The sequence below is a fragment of the Aporhodopirellula aestuarii genome, assembly GCF_023701485.1.
Classification (GTDB): domain Bacteria; phylum Planctomycetota; class Planctomycetia; order Pirellulales; family Pirellulaceae; genus Rhodopirellula; species Rhodopirellula aestuarii.
Genome location: NZ_JAMQBK010000017.1, coordinates 1 through 20120, shown reverse-complemented (window position 1 = coordinate 20120; position 20120 = coordinate 1). Strand labels below are relative to the sequence as shown.

Annotated in this window: 14 protein-coding genes; 10 read left to right on the top strand and 4 right to left on the bottom strand. The window is 53.4% G+C overall.

Annotation, left to right across the window (positions count from 1 at the left end):
- Positions 1 to 352: 352 nt before the first annotated feature.
- The 4 genes from NB063_RS05765 to NB063_RS05750 all read right to left on the bottom strand — a co-directional run bounded on the left by NB063_RS05765 (position 353) and on the right by NB063_RS05750 (position 5304).
- Entirely contained in the window at positions 353 to 1624 is a 1272-nt protein-coding gene (locus NB063_RS05765; RefSeq protein WP_250927804.1) for a DUF1552 domain-containing protein, read from the bottom strand.
- Positions 1625 to 1959: 335 nt separating this feature from the next.
- Positions 1960 to 2385: a DUF1585 domain-containing protein gene (locus NB063_RS32535; protein WP_407652551.1), complete on the bottom strand. Its 426-nt coding sequence runs from the start codon at positions 2383 to 2385 to the stop codon at positions 1960 to 1962.
- A complete protein-coding gene (locus tag NB063_RS05755; RefSeq protein WP_250927802.1) occupies positions 2271 to 4031 on the bottom strand; it encodes a DUF1592 domain-containing protein in 1761 nt (586 codons plus the stop codon). Before NB063_RS05755 ends, NB063_RS32535 begins: the two co-directional genes overlap by 115 nt.
- A 592-nt stretch (positions 4032 to 4623) precedes the next feature.
- Positions 4624 to 5304 carry a 3-keto-disaccharide hydrolase gene (locus NB063_RS05750; RefSeq protein WP_250927801.1) on the bottom strand — a complete coding sequence of 227 codons (681 nt, stop codon included), beginning with the start codon at positions 5302 to 5304 and terminating at the stop codon, positions 4624 to 4626.
- Positions 5305 to 5599: 295 nt separating this feature from the next.
- On the opposite strand from NB063_RS05750, the gene NB063_RS05745 reads away from it, so the two are divergent.
- The 10 genes from NB063_RS05745 (at position 5600) to NB063_RS05700 (ending at position 19930) form a co-directional block, all read left to right on the top strand.
- Complete coding sequence (locus NB063_RS05745; protein WP_250927800.1) at positions 5600 to 5815, top strand: hypothetical protein; 216 nt, start codon at positions 5600 to 5602, stop codon at positions 5813 to 5815.
- A gap of 172 nt (positions 5816 to 5987) precedes the next feature.
- Entirely contained in the window at positions 5988 to 7349 is a 1362-nt protein-coding gene (locus NB063_RS05740) for an alpha-L-fucosidase (RefSeq protein WP_250927799.1), read from the top strand.
- 63 nt (positions 7350 to 7412) lie between these two features.
- Positions 7413 to 8267, top strand: a complete 855-nt coding sequence (locus NB063_RS05735) for an SGNH/GDSL hydrolase family protein (protein ID WP_250927798.1) — start codon at positions 7413 to 7415, stop codon at positions 8265 to 8267.
- Between the two features lie 334 nt (positions 8268 to 8601).
- Entirely contained in the window at positions 8602 to 10674 is a 2073-nt protein-coding gene (locus tag NB063_RS05730) for a Sip1-related alpha-galactosidase (RefSeq protein ID WP_250927797.1), read from the top strand.
- Between the two features lie 606 nt (positions 10675 to 11280).
- Positions 11281 to 12528 carry a DUF1559 domain-containing protein gene (locus tag NB063_RS05725; RefSeq protein ID WP_250927796.1) on the top strand — a complete coding sequence of 416 codons (1248 nt, stop codon included), beginning with the start codon at positions 11281 to 11283 and terminating at the stop codon, positions 12526 to 12528.
- Positions 12529 to 12611: 83 nt separating this feature from the next.
- Complete coding sequence (locus tag NB063_RS05720) at positions 12612 to 12806, top strand: hypothetical protein (RefSeq protein WP_250927795.1); 195 nt, start codon at positions 12612 to 12614, stop codon at positions 12804 to 12806.
- Positions 12807 to 12852: 46 nt separating this feature from the next.
- A complete protein-coding gene (locus NB063_RS05715; RefSeq protein ID WP_250927794.1) occupies positions 12853 to 13707 on the top strand; it encodes a sialate O-acetylesterase in 855 nt (284 codons plus the stop codon).
- 109 nt (positions 13708 to 13816) lie between these two features.
- Positions 13817 to 15358 carry a right-handed parallel beta-helix repeat-containing protein gene (locus NB063_RS05710; RefSeq protein WP_250927793.1) on the top strand — a complete coding sequence of 514 codons (1542 nt, stop codon included), beginning with the start codon at positions 13817 to 13819 and terminating at the stop codon, positions 15356 to 15358.
- A gap of 63 nt (positions 15359 to 15421) precedes the next feature.
- Entirely contained in the window at positions 15422 to 16879 is a 1458-nt protein-coding gene (locus tag NB063_RS05705) for a sulfatase family protein (RefSeq protein WP_250927792.1), read from the top strand.
- Positions 16880 to 17110: 231 nt separating this feature from the next.
- Positions 17111 to 19930: a right-handed parallel beta-helix repeat-containing protein gene (locus NB063_RS05700; RefSeq protein WP_250927791.1), complete on the top strand. Its 2820-nt coding sequence runs from the start codon at positions 17111 to 17113 to the stop codon at positions 19928 to 19930.
- The last annotated feature ends 190 nt before the right edge of the window (positions 19931 to 20120 follow it).

Below are 20120 nucleotides of genomic sequence, written 5' to 3'. Positions count from 1 at the left end.
GTGGCTTCCAGCCGCCATCGATCGTCCATTGGCGGCGGGAACACGCCACTACACGAAAGATGTTCTCGAGCGTTTCTATAAATGACGTAGGTTTTCAAAGGTAGCTACGTTCGCCAGAACGTGGTCCACCGTCGGGCGACGGTGGCTACAACAATAATGGAAATGCTCTAAAGACACGCCAACGCCGGATACAAAGGGAGCCCGAACGCTTCGTCGTTTAAACGTCTGGCACGAAGTGTCGAGTCATTAGGCTTGGCGAGAGTTTCTGCGCTTGCGGCGTTGGGATGGATCGACGAATTCCACGACGCGAGAAAATCAGCGATCAAGCTAGGCATTGCTCGCGACCAACTGCCTACGCAAACCCAACCTCGGTTAACACGCGATCGCTGTTGGCGAATTGATTCGTTTGCACTCCAACATGGCGGAGCATGGACAACCACAGGTTGGCCAGCGGGGTGACCTTTGGCTTGCAAACAATATTCTGGCCCTGCATCAGTCCACCACCACCGTGTCCGGCGAGCAGTAAAGGCACATTGCTCGTGCCGTGTCCTTGGCGAAGTGAGGATCCGTACGCGACCAGCGAATGATCCAACAGCGAACTTCCGTCGGCCTCTTTCGTGTTTTTGAGTTTGCGAATGAACCCTGAGACCAATTCGGCCAACATTCGATCGCGACGTTGGTGGACTGATTGCGGGTCAAGATCGCCGGACGCCTTGTGACTCATTTGGTGAGGATTCACTCGCGTCTGCAACGATTGGAGCACTCGCAATGTGGGTATCATGTAGCTGAGCACCCGAGTCGAATCGGACTGCATCGCGACCACCATCATGTCCAACATCAATTCGATTTCCTCCTTACCACCAATACGGCCCGGTGGCTGCGGAAATGGTGCTGTGGGGTACGGCCTCTCAACCCAATCTTGCGCTTTGCTCAGCCGCGATTCGATATTGCGAATTGAAGTAAAATACTCATCGACGCGGTGACGATCTGCGGTACTGATTTCGCCGTTGAGACGCCGAGCATTTCCGAGGATCGCATCCAGACTGCTCTGTTGGCGTTGAATCTTGGCCAATACTTCTGCGGCCTTGCCTCCAGTTCCAAACAGCGCGGTGTACACAGCTGACGTCTTTTCATACGTCCCCACTGGCTTTCCATCAGGGCTCCAAGAAACGTAGCTGCCATGTCCGTCGACCCGCCAACGGCTACCAGCAATTGCCAGCGAACTGTGGCGGGTGTCTTGCCCCAGTACTTGGGCGGCCAGTTGGTCGCAAGAGACGGAGTTCCCATCACCTTTCTTTCCCAAGCTGGCACAACTGAGGAAGTTCTGTGAACCGGCGTGCGGACCGGCCAACCGTTGATTGGTCAAGTTTTGGATGATCGAGAAATCGGACTTTAGGTCCCCGAAGGACTCCAGCAACGGCGGCAGATCATACTCCGTTCCCACTTGATCAGTTGAGGGAAACCAGTTTTCCGAGTTGACCCCATAACCCATCGTCAGGAACACCAGTCGCTTTGGGATACCGGCCGAAGAGCCCCGCGCAGCATGCAGATTCGATTCCAGGTTGGGCAGCATCAGGGCAGTTGATCCTGAAATCAACATTCTTCTTCGACTGACTGCGTTCATCTGTGTTCCTTGATTTTGAGGGTTTCGTTCCCAATCTCGATTCTAATCTAGCCACCATTCCCATTCGGCGGAAATCCACGCTCTCGCAGACGTATTGAAGTTTCGTCTCTCAAGAAGCTGAGTTACTCCGAGCTCCGGAGGCGGGTAACGCCCGCCATTCTCGGTCGCGGGGGACGTTGATTGTATTAGTGCTTTTTTTAGCGGAACGGCGCAAGCCGTCCGGTCCCGAGTTACCGGACGGCTCGCGCCGTTCCGCTACTTTTGAAATCCTGCAGTAATTAAATCGATGTCCCCAGAGACCGAGCTACGTGAAAAGTTGCGCTGTCCAGCTACCACTAATGTGTCCTGAACGCATCTGATCTCAAGACGGCTACCAGGATGGAAAGCGCGGGCAGATCCGCCGTATTCGCTCTTTTGATAATATCCTGGACAATTGTCTTGTCCGCGACTCCGGATTGCCTGCCGTTGGCCATCGATAGCAATGCTTCGATGTACGCTTCGGCCAGCAACACGTCCTTCGAAAGAAGAGCTTTTTGAAGCCCTTCCACACCGCTAAAACGTCGTCCATGGACCCGGCCTTCGCTTTCCAATGAAAGTCGAATGGTCAAATTATTCAGATTCCGGCGTTGCCGCTTGTTGAGTTTGCTCAGGTTCGGATTGATTCGCGTGTCCACGGTGCGGAAAAGCCCAACCGCATCGAGCTCCTCGAGGCCTGTCCCGATGGAATCGATCTTGTCGTGGCACGATGCACACTGCGGCATTGTCGGTGCATGGCGACAAGCTGGGCTCCCGTCATCCTCGCGACCGCTGGGCCTGTGCTCGGCAGGTCATCGACTAACGGCGGTGGAATGCCCGGCGGGTCATTCAACAGCTTTCGGAGCACAAACGCGCCGCGTTCAACGATCGAGGTTCGATCGCCCGTTCCCGTCTGCATCAAAATCCCGGCATGAGTGAGAATCCCTCCCCGTTTTGAGCCCTCAGGAACCGGCACAACCTGAAACTCGTTGCCTCGCACTCGCTCTAAGCCGTAATGCTCGGCCATAAAGTTATTGACCAACATGAAGTCGGAATCGATCAGATTGCGAAGCGGCAAATTCTCGCGAATCACATGGGACACGAACTGAATCGTTTCCTCCTTCATTGACTCTTTTGCGTTGTCGTTAAAATCGGGGAACAGCCGATCGTCGACAGCGATTTCATCCTGTCTGTCAAGTTCGAGCCACTGAGTTGTAAAGTCACTCAGAAACCGCTCGAACTTTTCGTCCTCTACCATCCGGCGATATTGCTGGTTCCGAACCGCCACGTCATACCATTTGCCGGACTGAGCCAAACGAATCAGTTCGTCATCGGGAGCCGATCGCCACAAAAAGTACGAAACCCGGTTGACCATCTCGACCGGGGAAACGTAGCGAGACTCTTTGGCTGTTCCTCGTGTTTCAAAATGAAACATCGATTCCATCGTGCACATGGCGAGCGCCATCGGCTCCACCATCGCCGCCCAAAACGTCTCGCCCTGCCGTCGCCCTAGCACGAAATTGTCAAACAGATCACCGACTAACTTCCTGTCGACTCGACGTCCACGGTTGATCAGTGTGACATAATCCAGAATCAACTCCCGCGCTGCGGCGTCTGGAACTTGGTCTCCATAACGCTTTCGAACCTTTTCGAAAAACAGGAACGGCTGCGGATGAATGACCTGAATGTTTTGAATCTCTCCCACCACCACGTCCGGATTGGCAGCCCAAGCTTCCGTCGCGGGCTCGTAGAAGATTCTGTCGATGTACTGCGGCGCATCGGGTGTGCCAGTGACCTCGAAGATCGCTTGGCGGGATGGCCCAAAAAAGACTTGATTGGAGGGCTTGGGGTCTTTTTGCCAACAAACCAAGCGTGCGATCTGGAAACCAGCAGGCGGAACATCCGATGCCGTAACCGAGAACGCACCTTTCTTAGCCGACGGCGAGCGTTCGGTTTTGAGTTGCGTGCGCCCCGGCTCGCGATGGCGGCTGGCAATAAAGCGTCTGGCCGCTTCTCGGGCCACCTCAAGACATCGCTCGATGTGCATGTCCGTGGTATAGAGTTCGGTCGCGTCGGTGTCAAAGCTTCCAACGCTGCCATCTTCGGGAAGCTCTTCAGGATCAACTCGCACACCCAATAAATCGTAGAGCGTGTTCACGTACTCAGTTCTTGTCAGCCGCCGGACGGGCTTACCGCCACCCGAACTGTGACTCGCTTTGGCATCAGCGATGTGTTTGCCCAGCAATTGAGTGATCTCTTTCAACGCTAGCGAGCCAGGGCGGGGCTCACCCGCTGGCGGCATCGAATCGATAACAATTTCGTCAAGGATATTTTGGAGATCATCGACGCTGCCAAGATCATCTAAATCCCAACTGAGTCGATCAACCCGCACGTCCCCCTCCTCTCGATCCGGGCCATGACAACGAACACAATGTGTGCTGAGAAACGGCTGGACTTTCTGGACGAAATCGCGATCGGCTGCGCGCACATTCCCTGGAGAGAGTAGCAGCAATAACGTGATCAACTGGAAAAGTGTTCGTGAGCGGCTCATTGACTTGAGTTTACACCATTAACCCGAAACGATCACACATCCATGACGCTTTTGGGCAGCGTCGGTTCAAAATTGAATTGGAATCTGCAGTGAATTCTGCGGACCGTGATGAGCGTCAACATGCCTTCCAGAGTGCCGCAAACATGACACCGATGCAAGAGAACGATTCCAACCGGCGCGAACCGCCGCTAAACCCTTCTTGAAGCCGCATTGCTCAGACCGCGTGGCCACGTCGCCACCCACGATAGTTGGAGCCCGTGTTCCGCAAATGGTTAGTCACAAGTGACGACATGCATTCGCCATGGCAGGAATCCGTGGCCTGGGGAAACAAACCGAAGCAAACCTTACCGTGACGAAGGGGAACAAAGCAAAGGGGGCGCGGTAAGATGGGAATGAGGTGGGAGTTTCCCGTCCGAGAGTAAAAGGGCCGCAATCAATCCAGCTTTCGGTACGTCAAATTGCGATACCAGATTTCACCGCCATGATCAGTCAACATGATCTGGCCCTCTGGATTCTCTCCGAATCCCGCCCGGTTATCGAACTTGCTGTTGGCAACTCGCTCTTTCCAATCTTCACTGCCAACTTCCACATCGACGACCAGCTTTCCGTTGAGCCAATGCTGAATCCGATTTCCCTGGACGACGATTTTTCCGTGTTTGAACTCACCGGTTGGCTTCAAGACCTTTTGATCGTTGGGAGGATACAACGCATACAGAGCAGCGGTACTGTGTTCATCAAATCGCGTTTTCGTTTCGTCATTGATCTGATATTCGCACCCTAGGATCTTGCCCTCGTAGTTGCGCACACGGTACTTGATGCCGCTGTTGGTCCCCTCGGTAAGTTTCCATTCGAACTCAAGTTCGAAATTTTCGTGCTGGCTCGTTGTCAGGATATGGCCGACCCGCCGCTCTCCCTTCGCCCGCTTGAGGTGGACCATTCCGTCGACGACTTCCCACCCCTGCTCAACCGGCATGCCTTTCTCGGTCACCCATCCGGTGAAATCTTGCCCGTTGAAGAATTCCGTGTTGGATCCTTCCGCGAGAACCAATGAACCCGGCAAAAGGCTCAGCCCCACGCAGGCGAGAACGAATTGGATCTTTCGAATCGTACACATGATCTTGCTCACATGAAATTTGTGGTAGTGACATTGGCCAACACACGAAGCTTTTTCTCGTGCCTTCGATAGTCAGCCGCTTTGGTTGCGGTTCTCAACACCGGCCAGCAACCGGAGTTTTGGGGCAGAAACGAAATATCGCACCCAGGCAATTCAGGATCCGCCCCCTATAAATACACGATAGAGGACAACTATTTCCCCGTGTATGATATCCCCGAATCCTCATTGTCCCCACAGAAAGGAATCGGGTTTGGCCCGGAGAAACCTAGGAATTGACGCTGTTTGGATCGCGGGAATGACCGTCTCGCTTTCACCGCTTGCTAGCGTCCACGCCTCGACCGCCCCGTCGCTTCACGCAGAACTGAAACCAGGAGATTTGGATTCCGCAATCGGGATTCTGAACTTGTGGGGCGAACAGCCAAATCTCCGAACCCGCTGCGAGAACACTGAACTGAATCAGTTGGGCGGACCGATGCTCGGCGCGATGCCCCAACAGGGTGCTCGGGCCTAAGTCCGAACGCTGAAGAAACCTACCGAATCCGATGATTTGCTGGCTCCGTATCCCGAGCAAGCGAGCGAGCTGACAAGGAAATGAGAGCAATCGAAAGCACGAGGCAAATAGTCCTATTCCATCACCGTTATCAGTCGTCCGAACGAGTAAACATCAACCAAGGCGTAACCACATGACCTTTCCAAAACTCACCCTGTTCATCGCCATGCTGACGATCGGTCCGGCAGCACTTTGCAACGCGCAAGGAACCAGCAAACCGAATCTGGCGGGCGATCTAAAAAACGATCCAGCCCGGGAGCAGGAATTCATCGACTGGGGCCTGGGCATGTTCGTGCACTGGTCACTCGATTCACAGCTTGGAAGCGTGATCAGCCATTCGATGGACTATGCCTCACGCAAGTACCTCGACCGCTATGTCAATGAACTGCCCAAGACGTTCAATCCGACACAGTACGACCCTGACAAATGGATGGAAATCGCCAAGCTCGCGGGTATGAAGTACATGGTTTTCACGACGAAGCATCACAGCGGCTTCTGCATGTGGGACACCAAGACGACTGACTTCAACATCATGAACACGCCGTATGGCAAGGATATCGTCGCCAGCTATGTCGATGCCTGCCGACGCCACGGCATCAAAGTCGGCTTTTACTACTCCCCCGAGGATTTTGCGTTTCATTACGAACGTGACGTTCCCGCCCGTGGCGGCAAAGACGCCGGCAAATATCACGAAGAATTAGTCGCCTACACCAAGCGGCACCTCGATGAACTGTTATCCAACTATGGCGAGATTGACGTGATTTTCCTGGACGGCGGCCACAAAGAAGAATTGACGCAGTACGTTCATCAGATCGCCCCACGCTGCATCGTCACCCGTGGCGAGATGGTGACCCCGGAACAGAAGCTTCCCAAAGATCCGATCCCCGGTCCGTGGGAAACCTGCTTTACCTTGGGAAACCAATGGCAGTACAAACCGACCAACGAAGACTACAAATCGGGAACGCAGCTCATCAATATGCTGGTCGAAACCCGCGCCAAGGGCGGCAACCTGCTGATCAATATGGGGCCGATGCCATCAGGAATCGTGCCGCTCGAGCAGGAGGAACGTTTTCGTGAGTTGGCACTCTGGATGTTCGTCAACGACGAGGCCATCCACGACACTCGTCCCTGTGTCATCGCCGGCAGCAAGGAAGATGGCTACTACACGCGGTCCAAGGACGGGAAGTACGTCTACGCTGTTCTCACCCAGTTCACGGACAACGATCCAAAGGGCGGTACCCAGTGGGGACGGTCCAGCCGAAAAGAGGTGTTGCTCAAAGATCTAAAAGCGACCCCCGACACCAAAATTTCGGTACTCGGTCAGGAGGATCGCGTGGAAAAATTCACGTCGCGGCACGATATCGGAACCCGCCACCGTCAGACCGACGACGGACTGGAAGTCTCCGTCGTCCGTGCCCAGCGACTTTACAACAACCGCCGCTGGCCAAACGCGGTGGTGTTGCGACTGGAAAATGTCGAGTTTGCCAAGGAATAGCTCCAACGCCAGGCAGCTTCCTGTTCAATCGTCGGCTTCGTTCTGATGATGGCATGGTAAGATGTGACGCACCAGCCACGCCAACCGGCCGGCGTGGCAGGACCGGACGCACCGGTTTACCAATGGATTCAGACGAAGGTATCGCTCAACATGCAACGACTCCACCCAATTTTGATACTCGCTATTTTCCTCGGATGCATTGGATGCAATGCATGTTGCGGCGATGAATTGGCCAGCGTGGATGAACTCTACGACGGGCGAGGCAAAGCGTTCGCCAATCCCAAAGACAATCCCGCTCTTCCCAACGTCCTTCTGATCGGGGATTCCATTTCGATCGGCTACACGCCGTATGTTCGAAACCGCCTGAAAGAGCGAGCTGATGTGTTTCGTATTCCAACTAATGCCAAGCACTCGACGTACGGACTCGAGAATCTCGATAAGTGGCTCAATCAAAAACCCGCGAAGTGGGATGTCATTCACTTCAATTGGGGATTATGGGACCTCTGTTACCGCAACCCAACATCGAAAACCCAAGGGCACCGCGACAAGGTAAACGGGACGCTGACGACCACCCTTGAGCAGTATCAAGCGAACATGGAGAAGATCGTAGCCCGTTTGAAGCAGACGGGAGCGACACTGATCTGGTGCGAAACAACGCCGGTTCCAGAACACGAGGCGGGCCGCAAGTTGGACGATGACCTCAAATACAACCAGGTCGCAAAAACGATCATGGATGCAAACGGAGTCTTGGTAAACGATCTGCACTCCCATGCAATCGCGAAACTCCCCGGCATTCAAATCCGCGATGGCGATGTCCATTTCACCGAAGAGGGATACAAGCACTTGGCGGAGAAGGTCGTCAGCGAAATTTCATCCGCGCTGGCGGCACACAACACTGGTAAGCAAAGAACCCAATGAAATCCCGCGTGCGATGTCTCGTAGGCAATGCCCTTGTTCGATCGATCGGACAAAAAAAGCACTGATTCCAGCAACCCCAAAACCGCCAGCGGCTACCAGACGCCGTGGCGGCGTCCCAATTACGAACACGTCAGGCCGACGATCCAACAAGCGACCAGCCAGGCCAAGCAGTACTTGTCGCCACAGCCCGCCACGACCTCAATCAGATCGAGAACGTTCTCTGCGAGTAAGGGTGACGTTGCTCCGGTAATCATCGCGTCTCGCAAGGGCCAGTGCAGGGGCTTCCCCCGCAAGGTGCGACGCGAAACGTTTGTTACACTGAAAGATTCATGACATGAAATGGCTCCAAACCTCTTTGTTTTTAGCACTGGCGTTCACCTACTCTGCCGGCCGGGCGGAACCGAACGATTTCGTCGGTGAAACTACCGGTGTGATTTTCGGAAAAGTCGATTCGGCAAAATCGAATCGTAACGGCGTGGTGCTTACTCGCGAACTGGCGCTTCCCGAGTTCGAGAGGGGCGCGTACTTCGCAGGGGGATTGGGATCCAATTTCAAGTGGCCGCGATTGGCCAATCAGTTGACGCCGTGGTTTGTCAGCAACAACGACATGTCCACCCTGTTCGCGGAACCCTTCGCAAAAAATCCCTGCAAGACCATCGGCCAGGGGGCACAGTCACAGGGCATGTTTGCCCTCTACCAGTTGGGATCGGGCGAGTATCTGACGCTGCTCCCGCTTTGCACCGGTTCAACGATGAGTTGGTTGGATACGTCGAAAAGCGGCGAGGTCAATCTGGTGCTTGGCAACTTCGGCAACGGTGCCGAGAGCGGAACGACTCCGCTGCTGGCATGGGCGAAAGATCAGGATCTGTATCGATCGCTGCATCATGCGTGGGCACTCGCAATCGAAACGCTGGAGGGTTCCACCGACTGGCGGATCAACAAGAGCTATCCAGATGCGTTCAAATACCTGGGATGGTGCTCATGGGAGCATTTCAAGAAAAACATCAACAGTGACAAGCTCGTTCAGGCCGCTAAGACGATCGAAGACAGCGGGGTGCCGATTCGATGGGTGCTGGTCGATGATGGCTTCCAGATCCAGCAAGGACTTGCGCTGAAAAGCTTCGCCCCCAACCCCAAGACGTTTCCCAATGGCTGGGAACCGCTGTTGGCGATGCGCAGCGAAGACAAGATCAAGTGGTTTGGCCTCTGGCACTCCTACATGGGGCTTTGGAAAGGGATCCACAAGCAAAACGATTTCGGTGTCCTTAATCGAGACTTGATCCCCTTCGGCAAGAATCTCGGACCAGGCAAATCCAAAGCGGGCACCCAACGATTCTACGATGCGTTTATCGGCTCGGTGGCGGACTACGGGTTCGATTTCGTGAAGATTGACAATCAGTCGCTGTACAACGCCATGCAGAAAAACGTCGACAGCAGCGTGCAAATCAATCGCTGGATGTCCGAATCGCTCGAGCATGCCGTCAAAGCGAGAATGCCACAGGGAATGATCAACTGCATGAGCCAAGGCACGCCTCAGGTGCTGGGTACGCGATACTCAGCGGTGTCACGCGTTAGCATCGATTACAAGCTGAAAGATCTCGCCAAAGCCAAGGCACACATCGAGCAGTCGTATGTCAACACTCTGTTCCAGGGACAAACCGTCTGGCCCGATCATGACATGTTTCACTCCTCCGACCCGGATGCCGGCGAGCTGATGGCCATTTCCAAGGCGATGTCCGGTGCCCCGGTGTACCTTTCAGATAATCCGACGGACTTTGCCGAGCAGTATATCCGCCCACTTACGTATCGCGACGGAGAGTTGCTGCGTCCCCTCGCCCCAGGATTCCCACTGCCGGACTCCGTGATGATGGATGTCTACAAGAACCGCAAGGCGTTTCGGGTGATCGCACCACTTGCCAACCATTGTGCTGCGATCGTTACGTACAACCTCTTTCACCCGGGCGATGAAACGATCACCACCCAAGTATCCGCCGCGGACTATGCCCATGCGTCTGGCATGATCCAACCCTACGCTGGTCCATGGGAGCTTCCCAACGAGGGCTTGGTCCTTTTTGATTGGCGAAACGGAACCGGCCAAAAACTCGACACGGCGTACCCCTTTGAACTGACCGGTTTCTCAGACCGACTCTTGCTGCTCGCTCCCATCCAGCACGGTTGGGCCGTCATCGGTGCACGTGACAAATACCTGTCACCGGCAGCCGTTCAATCAGTGGAGACAAGTCCCGAAAACTTGACCGTAGAAATGGTCGAGAACGGCCCGCTTGTGATCTGGTCCGCTGACGGAATGCCGAAAGCCGACGGCATCAAGAGTAAGGATCTGGGCAACGGTTTCTGGCAGTTCGAGCGACCGGACGAAGGCGTCAACACGTTAACGATCAACCGTTGAACAGTCGTTTACTTGCTCGGGTTTCTTGCAACGGAAGTTGGCAGGGGGCAAGCACGAATGCCTCGACACCGCAGTCGAATACGAGCTTGATGGTTCTTGAGGTAGCACCGACTTCTCGGCCAATCGTTATTCGGCTGAGGTCTTCGACGGATGCGTGCAACGTATCCCAGACCACACCCTGCTCTTGAAGAACGTTGCCACTTCCGCTTTCCCGCATGATGCGGGGGCGGGAGGGCTATCAATCTAGCGACGTGAGTGTGTTCGGAGCCCAAGGACGTCCGTCTAAAAAGCAGTGCGGAAATGCGCCGTCGTCAATACGGATTTTTGTGACCGACGATTCGTCCGCCGCAAGTGTACAGCCAGTTAGCGTTTGGACATTTTTCCTAACACGATTGTCGCAGCGGACAGCCTGATTGGACTTTCGTGACGGATATTAAAAATTTTTGTCCAAACCGGATTAACAACGGCCCTGAAATGCAAGAACGTCGTTTTCACCGGTCCGCTTACCGCAAAATTGTGTTTAACAAGGCAAGAAGTCCCCTTCAATTCAATGCAAGTGGGTTGGCGTTCAATCGTTCATCATTTTCTCACGTGGAGCAGTTTTACATGCATACTCGCAAACAAGTCCGTGGAACCTATGGGTTCACCCTAGTCGAGCTGCTAGTGGTGATCGCAATCATCGGGGTTTTAGTCGGGCTGCTATTGCCGGCTGTTCAGGCCGCCCGCGAAGCCGCTCGGCGAATGAGCTGCAGCAACAACTTCAAACAGATTGGCTTGGCAATCCATAACTATCACTCCGCCTATGATCAAATTCCAATCCACGGGGCCGGTACGCAAACCGGGCCGCAAGATATCTGGGCGGCTCGGAACGATTCGTCGAACCGCCGCCTGAGTTTCCTTGTAGGCCTCATGCCATTCATGGAGCAACAGGCACTCTGGGAGCAGATTTCCAATCCCAGCATCGGTCGCACCGATGGAAATCTGTCTGCGGTTCGAGGTGTCGTAGGGAACCCATGGCCTGCGATGGGGCCAACCCCCGAAGAAATCAATTACATTCCCTGGTTCACCAATATTGTTGCCTTGCGTTGCCCGAGCGATCCTGGCGTGGGTTTGCCCGCGTTGGGACGCACGAATTATGTGGCCTGCTTTGGCGACTCATGTTACGACGGTCGCGACGGAGCCCTTTTCGTTCGCAAGGCGTCGTCGGGTGGAACGTATCCGTACAGCGAAACGCAGGCTTTCGCGACAGCGTCCCGCGCCAAAAACCGCGGAATGTTTCAACCACATAATGTGACGCGGTTTCGAGATGTGCTCGACGGCCTTTCCAACACGATCGCGGCAGGTGAAATCGCGACGGACTTGGGGGACAGGGACATTCGGACGATCGGGTATGCTCACCCCGGAACCGAAAACTCACTCCGAAACAACCCATCGCATTGCTTGGACCAGAGCTTTATCGATCCGGCGCGTCCGCAATTCTGGGTGACTGGATCTACCTACGGCACCCAGCTTTTTGCAGAGATTGAGGGACGCGGTTACCGATGGGCAGACTATCTGCCAAACTTCGGTTGCTTCTACACAATGCTGCCACCTAATTCGGAAACCTGTGGACGCAGTGCCACGTCCACTACCTTAGGCTCAACGTCCAGTAGGCACCAAGGTGGTGCTCATGTTTTGATGGGCGATGGTGCCGTTAAGTTTATTACTGACTCGATCGAAGCGGGTGATCGACGAGCTCGAATGGTGACCGAAGGTGGTAGCGGTACTTACGCGTCTGGTTCAATAAGTCCCTACGGACTTTGGGGAGCCTTGGGCACGCGTGCGTCTAAGGAAGTCATTAAAGAGCAGATTTAAGTCTTCAGTAGTTTCATCGTCCGCGGTGAATTCAATCACCCTGGACGCCAGTTCATTTGCCTCATTTTCTGAAAACAAATTCCATGATCGTGAATCTCGTTAGTCGCTCTAGTCTGTTGTCCATTCTGCTCGGTTGTTCGCTGTTCTCTCTCGGAATGAGCACTGGTTGTGGTAATTCAGCGAATGACGTTCCTGAAGTAACGATGGACGAAATCGCTGATTATGAGAAGAAGCTTGCAGAAGCGCAAGCGAAAGCAAACGCGGAAGAGGCAAAGTAGGGTGGTGATGACGCATACTTTGCTGCATCGCTCAAGGACATCTCAGGTGAAGAACATTTCACCGCCAAGTGTTCTGTCGTCACGCTGCTTTTTGATTCGGCCCGCGTTGTTTCTTGTACTTTGCCTTGCATCCTGCTCGGTCCACGCTGATCAGTACGATGTTTACCTGCTGGCTGGCCAATCCAACATGGACGGACGCGGAGCGGCTTCAGAATTGACTGCCCAGCAGAGTGCAACTTCAGATACAGCAATCATCTTCTACCGCAACCCGCCATACTCTTCGGATGGCTGGAAACGATTGGAACCTGGTTACAGTGTGCCACCAAAATTCAAGGGCGAACTTCCATCATCCAAGTTCGGGCCTGAAATTGGTTTCGCATCAGCGATGTCCGAGGCACATCCAGATCGCCAAATCGCATTGATCAAAGGTTCCAAGGGTGGGACCAGCCTGCGGAAAGACTGGGCGCCTGGCGAGAAAGGAAAACCCGAAACACAGGGACCGCGCTATCGCGATTTTTTAGAGACGATCCAACAGGCAACATCCCAACTGACCGATGAGGGACACACCTATCAACTGCGAGGAATGCTTTGGCATCAAGGTGAATCAGACAGCAAGTCGAGCGAAAAAACGTATCGCGAGCGACTCGAGTCTCTGATCTCGCGGATTCGTGAAGACACTGGCGTTGCCGATCTTCCTGTTGTGGTTGGTGAAGTCTTTGATAACGGCAAACGAGATAGCGTGCGTGCGGCCATCAAAACCGTCGGTACTAGCGGCCCCAACCTGGGCTTAGTTTCCAGCAACGGGACGACAACCTGGGATGACGGAACACATTTCGACGCCAAGAGCCAGTGGTTGTTGGGCCAACGTTTTGCGCAAGCAATGCTGCGTCTTGTTGACTAGTCGGCGGCTAGCAAATTCAAAACGGGCTTGCAAATTCGACGACGTTCTTCGCCAAACTCCCGCGTCTCAATCGCACACCGATGATTCACCTTTCAAAAAAGGCACCAAAATGATTCAGCGTTTGGGCATCTTCGCACGGGTCTCGCGTGATCCACTGCGATCGTTTTCGACAAGGTTTCGGATTTCCCATATTTGGGCAGTCGTTGCATTGCTGACCGTCGGGCTGTGTCCTTGCTGGGCGGCAGAATTCCGCATCGACTCTCAGGAAACGTTCGACCATCTTCGGACGTCTACTTTCCGGCCTGGTGATGTGATTCTGTTTCATCGTGGTTCACGGTTCAAAGGCATGTTCGCGCCCGCCGGTTCCGGCACGGACGGTAACCCGATCGTCGTGAAGTCTTACGGACATGGGAAACGGCCACGAATCGACGCCGGAGGCAAACACCCTGCGGGCTTCCTCCTGCAGGACTCAACCTTTTGGGAAGTCAACGGTCTGGAAATCACCAACATCGATGGCACCGACCAAGATCAAGGCACGCTGTTTGGGATTTACGTTGTGGTCACCGGCGACTCGAAAGCAACCAACGACGGCATTGTTCGGCATATCTACATCGATGACTGCGACATCCACGATGTCAATGGCCTAGTCGCGGGAAAGAAACGAGGTGGAATTCATGTTCACATAATGAATTGCAGAGCGACACGGTTCGATGATTTGCGAATCACCAACAATCGCATTCGTCGCGTGGGCGGCGTTGGAATCGGCAACGATTCCTCGTGCGGGCGGGTGGTGCTCCGCCCTGGTCGAGAGGTCACTGAGAACTTGTGGACCAACGTTTATGTGGCCGGCAACCACGTCGATCAAACAGGACGAAACAATGTGATCGCCCGGTGCAGCAAAGATGCGGTTTACGAATTCAATACGTTGGCAAACAGCAGTCGATTCGATACCGGACACAGCATCTTTTGCTTCAACACCGACGGGATCCGAATCCAACACAACGAAGCCTATGGAAACATTGGTGACGACCACCATGATCGTGGCGGCTTCGACGCCGACTACAACTGCGTCAATACGTTCATTCAATACAACTACAGCCACGACAACATGTGGTTCTGCGGCATCATGAAAAAGCCAAATCGGAACGTAACGATCCGATACAACATCAGCCAGAATGAGCAAAGCGGGTTGTATTTCTATGGTTTTGACAGCAGTCTGGATGCAGAAAACATTCAAATCTACAACAACACCCACTACACACGAAAAGGCTTGCAAGCGGTTGTTTTCCCCGAAAACCGAACGCCTCTGAACACGCACTTTTCGAACAACATTTTCTACTTTGAAGGCAAGGGGCGGTGGGGAAATAGTGGAAAAGCCATCAACACCACCTTCCACAACAATCTTTACTTTCACGTCCCGCCGCGAGAAACGGATGCCAGTGCGATCTTGCGTGATCCACGATTTCTCAAACCCGGGATAACCGGAACGGGGATCGATCTGCGGACGAGGAAATCGTTGTTGGGATATCGTCTGATTGCGGGTTCGCCAGCGATTGACCGCGGTGTCCCAGTTGAGTCTGGCTTACAGGCCACTAACTTCTTCGGCAGTCCCATCCCCCGTTACTCTGTCAATATAGGCGCAGCGGAGTAAGACGCCGGGCATCACGTACAATTACATTAACTGGATAGAACCTTTCTTTCTGCCCCATCAATCATGAAAAACATTACCGAACCCTTCACCGGCCCACGTTTGCGGGTTGCACTCCTGGTGATCCCTTTGGTTCTGCTGGCCATGCAGTCCGATACCGTGGACGCTGCCGAGCCTGGCGATTCTCGCCCAAATATTTTGTTGATCACAACAGATCAACAATTTGCGGATGCAATGGGATGTGCCGGATCGGAAGGACTGAATACTCCCGCCATGGACGAAATTGCGAAGAGAGGAGTGCGTTTTACCAACGCCTATGTGAACTATCCTGTTTGTCTTCCTGAACGCTATTCGATGTACACCGGAAGATTGCCTTGCACCCGACGACTGGCGGATGCCAAAAACAAGCCGATCGTTTCGCTGGGCAATCAGGCCAAGCTAGCTGGATATCGAACCGCTTACTTTGGCAAATGGCACATTCAGGACCAGACATTCTCGACGAAGGATCGAAAGCACCACGGGTTTGACGTTTATACATCAGGTCGCGATGCAACGATCACCGAGAACGCGGTTGGCTACCTTAGCCAACCCAATGACACTCCGTTCTTGCTTGTCACCTCGTACTACAATCCCCACGACATTTGTGAATGGGGACGCAAGAAGGCGGGCGTCAAAGAAAAGAAGGCGACCACCATGCGAAACGGTGATGTCTCGATTTCGCCACCGCTCGAAGATTGCCCACCGTTGCCTGACAACTACGAAATCAATGCGGACGAAGCCGAAGCGGTGATGCGGCGACGAAATATCGTCGACAAAAAAGGTCCCAACGCTCAGAAAATGGCAATGTCATTCGATCGCGATCAATGGCGACAATATCGTTGGGCGTACAACCGGCTGGTCGAATTAGTCGACAACGAAATCGGCCAGGTTCTCGCAGCGCTAAAAGAAAACGGCCTCGATGAAAACACTGTCGTCATTTTTACGAGTGACCACGGTGACGGATGCGGTGCCCATCGTTGGCACCAGAAATCAATCCTGTACGAAGAGTCTTGCCGCGTCCCGTTCATCATTCGTTGGCCCGGTCAGTCAAGAGTCAACGAAATCGACGATCGTCTCGTTTCAGTGGGCATCGACCTGATGCCAACGATTTCTGAAATCGTCGGCACGCCCATGCCCGACGGACCCTATTTCGGCCTCAGCGCACTTCCATTTGCACTCGATGAACATTCGCCCGCACCGACTCACCGCTACGTCGTCACCGAAGCTGAAGTCGACGACGACGTTTCGTATAAAGGTCGGTCAGTTCGCACTCCCAATTTCAAGTACCATCGCTGGAGTGACGGATCGAATCGAGAACAACTCTTCGACATGGTCAATGACCGTGGTGAGACGAACAATTTGGCTCAAGAGCCCGAATTCGCTGATGTGCTGGAAGCCCATCGCAAGATGCTAGCAGACTGGATCGAGCGTACGGATGACACCTATACGGATTCGGAAGCGGTTGTCCGAGCATACGGAAATTAGCTGGACAGCGCCACTTTCGAGCAAAAGGTAACCCGAAGCGTAAGCGAGGGAAGGAGTTACGAAGAATCCCTCGCTTACGCTTCGGGTTACCAATGCATTGTTCGCAAACAACGCGCCCACAACACTTTAGATGCCTATTGAACGATTGAAGTGGCGCTGTCCTGCTAGTCGCTCCGCTGAACCATTACGAGATAAGGACCAGGAAGCATGAACCATGAGCACAGTAAGCCAATGTTAGTAATCTTGTTTTCAACCATGAAAAACGTGCGGGGCAATACCCAAATACTCCTGACGCTTCTTGCATTCATGGTTCTGTTCCAAGGTCCAGTCCAAGCAGGAACAACCACGCTTTTTGTAGCTCCAGCTGGGAACGACCAATGGTCAGGGCGATTGGCTGAGCCCCAAAAGAATGACGGTCCGTTGGCCACATTGGATGCCGCCCGGCTTAAAGTGCGTCAATTGAAAACGACGAACCCCGCAGACACCATTGAAGTGCAGATTCGCGGAGGAACCTATCAACTACGAGAAACGGTTGTCTTCGGGCCGCAAGATTCGGGGAGCCAAGACGCTCCGGTGATTTACAAAGCGTTTCCTGGTGAAACGCCGGTGTTTACGGGCGGTATCGAAATCAGCAACTGGAAAAAGTGTGCCAAGGATCCTGCAGGTGTTGCTCCGGAAGCAAAAGGCCAGTTGTGGGCTGCTGAAATTCCCCGAGCGCTAAACGAACAGTGGAATATCAAGTCCCTTTACGACAGCGAAACATTGCTGAAACGCGCAAGATCAAATGGCTTTCACTATGCAGATGTCGAAAAGGAAAACGACTTTAACCGGCAGGGTAAAAAACTAACGAGTGTGCTGGAGTACGAAGGGGAGCCGGTTGCACCGTTTGATCGTACGGTCCACTTCAGGGATGAAGACATTAAGGATTGGCCTAACCCCTCTGATATCGAACTCATTTTGAAGGATCGTCCGTGGTTGGCCAACATCATTCCTCTTGAGCGCATTGATACCCAAAACAGAATTGCTCATTTGGCCGTGGATCCGACTTATCAGGCGATGAATCCGAACAATCGCTACTGGGTGGAAAACGCGATTGACTACTTGGATGAGCCGGGAGAATGGGTGTTCAGCAGTGCCGAGGGTCGGCTCTATTTCTGGCCAGAGGGCGACATCAAAGACATGCACATCGTTGCGCCGTACCTTCAAGAATTCATCCGGGTTGAAGGTACGGAAGACGGACCTTTCGTGAAGCACCTTCACTTCGAAGGTTTAACCTTTAGCCATGGTGTGCGTGACAGCTTGCTTGAGGGGGATCAAGGCCTGCAGCACGACTGGGAAATGTATGACAAGGGCAATGCCGTGGTTCGTTTCCGTTTTGCGGAAGACTGCGATGTTGCATCGTGTGTCATCCGATCAAGCAGCGGGACAGGCATTCGTTTGGACCTACACTGCCAGAGAATAAACATTACACGCAACCACCTACATCATCTCGGCGGCGGAGGTGTTGTGCTCAGCGGCTATGGCCCCGGAACAAAAGATGTCAATAAAAACAACGTGGTGCATGATAATTACATTCACGATATCGGTGAACTTTTGCTGCATTCGGCAGCCATCTTTGTTGCGCAAAGCGGGCACAATGAAATCACCCACAACACGATCCGGGACGTTCCCTACAATGGGATTGTGGTGAGCGGTTGCCGGCCTCATGAGTTTTATCTTGTAAACCGGATCCCGTTCCGGCGTGCCTGGGTTTCTTCCATTCGTTTCGAGGAGTGCGAACCGTATATTCAGAAGGGGTTAGCGGCACAATATCACAACAACCTCGAACATTTCCTGCCACTTCTGCACGCCCGTGAAAACAGAATCAGCATGAATGATATCTCGCGTGTGCTCCTGCAGCTGCATGACGGCAATGCGATTTATTTCTCCGCCATGGGCGAAAACAACGTGGTGGAAAACAACTACCTCCATCAAAATTATGGTACGGCCGGTACGGTGCGATTAGACGATAATCCGAGCTTCACCATCATCAGAAACAATGTGGTCCGAGAATCGGAGCAAGGGTTCGGGCTCAAGGGGCCTGCCGATCTCTCAAATAACTTTGTTTTCACGGAGACCTTTCTTCGTGGGCGAACCTTACCGGGATGGCTCGGTGGCACCAAGCAAGTCGAGCCGGTTGGCAATATCTTTATGCCGCCAGCCTCTTCAAAGTCGAGCAATGGGCTTTATTTGACGGACAGTCGTGCAACGGACCGGCCCTTCTTTATGAATCTACCAAAGATGGAGAATTCCATCTATTTCACGGAGAATACGAGCGATTCTTACGTTCCTAAGAGCGAACTGGGCAGCGACTTGTTCACCGGCGAACAGGTCACGCTGGGACAAGATGCTGTAAAACTCATCTATGCAGATCCGATGTTCGACACCCATGCCGCTAAACAAGGTATCTACCGCTTCAAAAACGGCTCGCCGGCCGAAAAGCTCGGCATTCAGCCAATTGACTTGCGTGGCGTGGGTTCTTCGCTTACGAAGCCGAACTTTAAAGGGCTGGACGAAACAAGCGGCGCAGCGGCAGAGAGGGTTCTTTTTGATTTTAACAACAAAACTCCCTTTGACGGCGCATCGGTAGGCGCGTCAATGACCGTTGATGCGTTGACCATGAATACCATCGAAATCGTCGATATCGATGGGGTCACCAAGGGAAGTAAACTCAATATCCACGCCGCGTATCACGCAGTAAGCATCCGATCCGCCAGTGGAAAGGGAGATCATAATCATTTCGATGTCGGCGAGGCATGGGGTTTTACTTTCGACAAGAATATTGCCTCTATCGAGCTGAAACTTGCGGGAATGGACAAGGACGATGCCTTCAAACTTGCGATACGTGAAGGCGCTGAGGATATCGAGATCGATGTGTCTCTCAACAAAATGAAGAACGGCGTGTTTACGTTGAGCCAAACCATTTCAGCGCACACGCCCATCGAGATAAAATTGATTGCCGGCGACACCGCGCGGATTGAATCAGTGGCTGTAACTGCACCGAACCATTAACTCAATCCGTTAACGGTTCTTTGAACCCTTGGAAACTTACTGGTTTGGTTTCCACACGCGGTGCTCATAAGCGAACCCGCGACCGTTGGTATGCGACGTTGATTGTTTTTGTTCCTTTTTTAGCTGAACGGCGCAAGCGGGCTGTTGTTTTAGTGAGCCGACGGCGCTAGCCCTTAGGTTTAGTCGCATT

What these genes read in the sequence shown, in the direction of transcription:
- NB063_RS05700 (WP_250927791.1), top strand. Translation starts at nt 17,111, where the DNA reads ATGTTAGTAATCTTGTTTTCAACCATGAAAAACGTGCGGGGCAATACC.
- NB063_RS05730 (WP_250927797.1), top strand. Translation starts at nt 8,602, where the DNA reads ATGAAATGGCTCCAAACCTCTTTGTTTTTAGCACTGGCGTTCACCTAC.
- NB063_RS05705 (WP_250927792.1), top strand. Translation starts at nt 15,422, where the DNA reads ATGAAAAACATTACCGAACCCTTCACCGGCCCACGTTTGCGGGTTGCA.
- NB063_RS05725 (WP_250927796.1), top strand. Translation starts at nt 11,281, where the DNA reads ATGCATACTCGCAAACAAGTCCGTGGAACCTATGGGTTCACCCTAGTC.
- NB063_RS05750 (WP_250927801.1), bottom strand. Translation starts at nt 5,304, where the DNA reads ATGTGTACGATTCGAAAGATCCAATTCGTTCTCGCCTGCGTGGGGCTG.
- NB063_RS32535 (WP_407652551.1), bottom strand. Translation starts at nt 2,385, where the DNA reads ATGCCGCAGTGTGCATCGTGCCACGACAAGATCGATTCCATCGGGACA.
- NB063_RS05740 (WP_250927799.1), top strand. Translation starts at nt 5,988, where the DNA reads ATGACCTTTCCAAAACTCACCCTGTTCATCGCCATGCTGACGATCGGT.
- NB063_RS05710 (WP_250927793.1), top strand. Translation starts at nt 13,817, where the DNA reads ATGATTCAGCGTTTGGGCATCTTCGCACGGGTCTCGCGTGATCCACTG.
- NB063_RS05720 (WP_250927795.1), top strand. Translation starts at nt 12,612, where the DNA reads ATGATCGTGAATCTCGTTAGTCGCTCTAGTCTGTTGTCCATTCTGCTC.
- NB063_RS05745 (WP_250927800.1), top strand. Translation starts at nt 5,600, where the DNA reads ATGACCGTCTCGCTTTCACCGCTTGCTAGCGTCCACGCCTCGACCGCC.
- NB063_RS05765 (WP_250927804.1), bottom strand. Translation starts at nt 1,624, where the DNA reads ATGAACGCAGTCAGTCGAAGAAGAATGTTGATTTCAGGATCAACTGCC.